Source organism: Solidesulfovibrio aerotolerans (assembly GCF_009856865.1).
GTDB classification, from domain to species: domain Bacteria; phylum Desulfobacterota; class Desulfovibrionia; order Desulfovibrionales; family Desulfovibrionaceae; genus Solidesulfovibrio; species Solidesulfovibrio aerotolerans.
The window spans coordinates 1-3,490 of the sequence record NZ_WVUD01000098.1 but is presented as its reverse complement, the minus strand read 5'-3'; the positions used below and the strand labels follow the sequence as shown (position 1 = coordinate 3,490).

The 3,490-nt window shown below is 57.6% G+C and carries 4 protein-coding genes and 1 pseudogene; 1 reads left to right on the top strand and 4 read right to left on the bottom strand.

Annotated features, from left to right (window positions below; genetic code table 11):
* From GTA51_RS20775 to GTA51_RS20135, 3 genes and pseudogenes are all read right to left on the bottom strand, one after another.
* A pseudogene (locus GTA51_RS20775) lies at window positions 1–247 on the bottom strand (hypothetical protein); the annotation flags it as partial.
* Between the two features lie 30 nt (window positions 248–277).
* On the bottom strand, window positions 278–796 hold the full coding sequence (locus GTA51_RS20140; protein ID WP_160964274.1) for a sugar transferase: 519 nt from the start codon (window positions 794–796) through the stop codon (window positions 278–280).
* A 78-nt stretch (window positions 797–874) separates the two neighbouring features.
* Complete coding sequence (locus GTA51_RS20135; protein ID WP_246198259.1) at window positions 875–1,654, bottom strand: IS6 family transposase; 780 nt, start codon at window positions 1,652–1,654, stop codon at window positions 875–877.
* 95 nt (window positions 1,655–1,749) lie between these two features.
* On the opposite strand from GTA51_RS20135, the gene GTA51_RS20130 reads away from it, so the two are divergent.
* Window positions 1,750–2,970, top strand: coding sequence for an HAD family hydrolase (locus GTA51_RS20130; RefSeq protein WP_160964273.1), 1,221 nt, complete (start codon window positions 1,750–1,752; stop codon window positions 2,968–2,970).
* Between the two features lie 107 nt (window positions 2,971–3,077).
* On the opposite strand, the gene GTA51_RS20125 is transcribed toward GTA51_RS20130, so the two are convergent.
* The gene (locus GTA51_RS20125) at window positions 3,078–3,347 is read right to left on the bottom strand and encodes a TraK family protein (RefSeq protein ID WP_160964272.1); all 270 of its coding nucleotides are present in this window, start codon (window positions 3,345–3,347) and stop codon (window positions 3,078–3,080) included.
* Between the last annotated feature and the right edge of the window lie 143 nt (window positions 3,348–3,490).

Here is a 3,490-nt window from a genome sequence, read left to right as displayed (position 1 = left end):
AACTACCGATGCCCAACGCAAGGCCCTCCTGCCACAACATCTCGATCCCTGCTCCCTGATCATCCCTGCCTGAGCTTCTGCCGCTTCCTGCTCGCCCTGACAAGACGCGTCTTATTGAGCGCTTACGCGGAAAGCGGAAGTACAGCCACACTGCAGTCGAAATGACCTCGGCGGGGTAGCGATAACCGGCAAAACGGGGATCAGGGTGCGTCGACATGCGGCTCAATACCCGGATGCGACGTTTCAAGCAACCTCTCGGCCGACAAGTTGACGGTGCCTACGTAACTGTTTTGACGAGGTAATTGAAATAAGCAGTCAAGTTTAAATTGTTCAACATAGCTGCGTCCGTTTCAGCCAGCAGGCGAGGAGTAGACATATCGATACCCTGAATCTGAGCCAACCCGGTGATCCCCGGGCGTACATCAAACACGCCTCGTGATGCACGCTCCTCTATCAACTCCTCTTGGTTGAACAAACACGGCCGTGGCCCGACCAAACTCATGTCCCCCTTAAGCACGTTCCAAAGTTGGGGCAGTTCATCCAGCTTCGAACGCCGCAGAAATCGTCCCAGGGGGGTAATTGAGGCATCAGCCAAATGTGTGGCCACAGAGGCCGTATTGAGGGGCATTGTACGAAACTTCACCAGAACAAAAGGCTTGCGATTGAGCCCAACACGGACCTGACAAAAAATGGGCGAGCCCGTGTCGAGATAGCTCGCGATTATAAGTGCCAGAAACAGTGGCAGGCCAAGCGTCAGCCCGACCAATGCAAGCAAGAAGTCAAGCGTTCGAGTCATAACGTGCCATTTTTTGCAATTGATCGTCCATCGACACCACGGGGCGCCAGCCCAACAATTCACGAGCTTTTGCACCGTCTACCACAAGGGCACCGTCAACTTGTTTGGGCCGGTTTGCACATAGGGCACCGCAATGTGTCTGGCTGGGCATGCCAGGATCACGCTGCGAGGCGAGCGCCGGCGACTTCGGGCCCAGGCCTTCGAGACCTGGGCTCGGGCGGTTCGGTAGTCGGCGACGGGGCGGTGGTCTCGGCGAAGGTGGAAGAGGTTGGCGATCGGGTCGTGGATGGAGAGAAAATGTTGGACTTGGCGAGCCGACTTGAAGCGTTTCATCTGCCGTTCTCGTCGCCTCGTCGGCTGATGGGAATTCTCGGCTCGATTGTTAAGCCCCTTGTGCTGACGATGTTCGACGCCGGGCATGGTTTCGCGCTTGGCGGCGGCGTAGCTCTTCAGCTTGTCGGTCACCAGCACCCGTGGCTCCACCCCTTGCCTCTTCATCAGCTTTCGCAGCAACCGCTTGGCCGCCTTCGCATCCCGCCGGCTCTGGACCAGCACGTCAAGGACGAAGCCATCCTTATCCACAGCCCGCCAGAGATAATGGAGCTTGCCGCCGATGGTCAGGACGACCTCATCAAGGTGCCATTTGTCGCCTCGGCGCAGTCTGTTGGCGATATTGCGACCGAATTTCAGCCCCCACTGCCGGACCGTTTCATAGCTGACCGTGATACCCCGTGCAGCCAGCATTTCCTCAACCATTCGCAGACTCAGCGGAAAGCGGAAGTACAGCCATACGGCGGTCGAAATGACTTCGGCGGGATAGCGATAGCCGGCAAAGTGGGGATTAGCGTGCGTCGACATGCTCCTCAATACCCGGACGCGACGTTTCCAGCAACCACACCGACCGCCAAGTTGACGGTGCCCTCTACCATGACTTCTGCCTGTTCAAGGTGGCCATGCTTTTTTTGTTCTATCCGGACGTGGACTGGCTGATCGGGCGACCTACCGTGGCCAATGCCGAGGGAAACATCTGTTACCGTCAGCGTGACCTGGCTTGGTCCAGAAGCAAGATTCTCTCCGCCAAGGGCGCCCTGGATGAGGAATTCATGGGCCAGGACGCCGTGTTCTGGCGCCGTTCCTTATGGGCGCGGGCCGGGGCACGCCTGGACCACCGCTTTGGTTTGGCCGCGGATTATGAACTGTGGGTGCGCTTTGCCCGCCACGCCGCCCTCCATACCGTACGCGACGAGCTGTCTTCCTTCCGCTACCACGGCGACCAGCGCTCGTTGGCGGCCAAGGCCGGCTACCACCGGGAGATGGCCGCCGTCATCGAGGCTGAGTTGTCCAGACTGCGCCGAATGCCGGCCACGACGCCCCTGGACCAGGCGCCACCCTTTTTGTCCCTCGACTACGCCGCCGTATTTCCGCCGGCCGCGACCGGGACGCTTTCCCCCCGGCACGGCGAAAGCCCGGGAGCTTCCGTAGGGCCGGCTGGTCTGGAGGCACTGGAGGCCGAACTGAGGCTGCTGCAGCGGACCCTTGCCAATCCCTTGAGCCTGCGCGTCGATTTCCAAAAGGATGACGCCGGCCTGCACCAACTGTCGGGCGGCTTGCCCGCCTCGGTGCGCTATGTGTTCTTCGATTGCTTTGACACGCTGCTGTATCGACTCAGCGACGAGCCGACGCGCCTTTTCGTGGAGGTGGGACGGCGGCTGTTGCGGGCGGGCCTTTTGGCAGCGCATGTCAGCCCCGGGGAATTCCGGATTCTGCGCCAGGTCGCTGAAACCCGAGCACGGGAGGACGCCTGGTCGGTCCGACGCACCCGGGAGTGTTCCATTGAGGAGATTTACGCTCGCCTGGCCCCTGTCGTGGGCGATCCTGGGCGGGCAGTGGAGGCGGAGATCGAAACCGAACGGGACTTCTGTTACCTCAACCCCAACATAGCAAGTCTGATCGCCACGTTGCACCGGTCCGGCAAGAGGGTGGCGGTCCTTTCGGACAACTATCTTTCCAGCGCACAGCTCGCCTCCGTCCTGCGCGCGTGCGGTCTGGACCTGGGACTTTTTGATTTGATCCTGACCTCCCGGGACGTCGGCGTGACCAAGACGGAGGGCAGGTTGTTTCAGGCGGCGCTTAAAAAGGGGTCTGCTCACGAAACGGAAAAAATCGTACGCTAAGCCTGTCGCAGCGACCTGAATTTGTCCGCCCGGGAGTGTATCCTACGAATCCAAGCCTATACTCCCCCTCCGGGGGGCTGGGTCTAGCCGACGTACACTCACAATGACTAGATCAATTCAGTGTTGTGAGGTACTTCAAATATTTTCTTCCGATCAACTGATTGTATTTCTATTGATTTTGATTTCTTTGCCTGCAACAGTTTGCGAAGATGGACATTAAACGTTGAGTATGCCAATGTTAACCTCCCCTGTGCTGCCAATTTATCGTAGATGTGCTTATTGGCGTACCCTTTTTTGTGCATATCGAGAATCTCGATCTGACAAGATCTAAATTCTACACGGCCCATGCATCGGGCAATGCGACCTGATTTAGTCATAGTTCTCTCCTGGTTATTTTTATCATATTTTATGATCCGTTAGTAGCCAATGTCAACTGATAACAGTTTATCCGATTAGAAGTGAGCGTAACCGCTCTCATTCAAGCCCATACTAGCTGATAGTGTCGCTGACAAAAAAAATC

What these genes read in the sequence shown, in the direction of transcription:
- GTA51_RS20140 (WP_160964274.1), bottom strand. Translation starts at nt 796, where the DNA reads ATGACTCGAACGCTTGACTTCTTGCTTGCATTGGTCGGGCTGACGCTT.
- GTA51_RS20135 (WP_246198259.1), bottom strand. Translation starts at nt 1,654, where the DNA reads ATGTCGACGCACGCTAATCCCCACTTTGCCGGCTATCGCTATCCCGCC.
- GTA51_RS20130 (WP_160964273.1), top strand. Translation starts at nt 1,750, where the DNA reads ATGCTTTTTTTGTTCTATCCGGACGTGGACTGGCTGATCGGGCGACCT.
- GTA51_RS20125 (WP_160964272.1), bottom strand. Translation starts at nt 3,347, where the DNA reads ATGACTAAATCAGGTCGCATTGCCCGATGCATGGGCCGTGTAGAATTT.